We start from the raw sequence: 790 nt of genomic DNA, 5'->3' as shown, positions 1-790 counted from the left end.
ATTTTCTGCTTATGACGCGAGTGTCTGGGCGTTGCAGCTAGACGAGTTGTTTCCCACCCAACCCTAATCCGTATTTAGCAACGGAACCGAAAGTATCTCGAAATCGAGTCTTACAGAATTCTGCACGTTTGTTGAAGAAGCTTGATTAATCATTTTCACTCTCAAAAAAGTGAAAAGAGTATTTAATGCAGTTATTTAAAAATCCATGCCTGAATTTCGGCGGCGTAAATTTTTCACCACGTTATAATAGAAACATAACGAACAAAAAGGGAGCAGAATTGATATGATCAATGAAGAACAAAAGAAGGAATATTATCAGGCATTGATCGATAAAAAAACTGAATATGAAGGCGTGTTTTTTGTTGGAGTCAAGACAACCGGAGTATTTTGCCGACCGACGTGTCCCGCAAGGAAGCCGAAGTTTGAGAACTGTGAATTTCATGAAACGGCCCAGCAGGCGCTGCTTGCGTCCTTTCGACCTTGTAAACGCTGTCGCCCTCTCAGTCATCCTAATCAAGTTTCAGAACTTGTCCAGACACTTGTCGCAGCCGTCGAAAAAAATCCTGAAAAACGTTGGAAAGATAAAGATTTCCAAGAATTAGCCGTGGACGCCTCCACAGCTCGGCGTCAATTCAAAAAACGGTTCGGGATGACATTTGTGGAATATGCACGGGCAAGAAGGATGGGGCTTGCGATGAAACAAATCCGGTCAGGCGAAGCTGCCATAGATGCACAGATTTCCACAGGATACGATTCCAGCAGCGGCTTTAGAGATGCTTTTTCAAAGATT

Annotated in this window: 1 protein-coding gene; it reads left to right on the top strand. The window is 43.2% G+C overall.

Annotated elements, in window-relative coordinates; all coding sequences use genetic code 11:
* Window positions 1-283: 283 nt before the first annotated feature.
* Window positions 284-790 (top strand): bifunctional transcriptional activator/DNA repair enzyme AdaA (locus LD39_RS10970; protein WP_035546243.1); only part of this gene is annotated, 507 nt, incomplete at its 3' end.

This window comes from Halobacillus sp. BBL2006, assembly GCF_000786645.1.
Classification (GTDB): Bacteria; Bacillota; Bacilli; order Bacillales; family Halobacillaceae; genus Halobacillus.
This window is presented reverse-complemented; position numbering and strand designations above follow the sequence as displayed.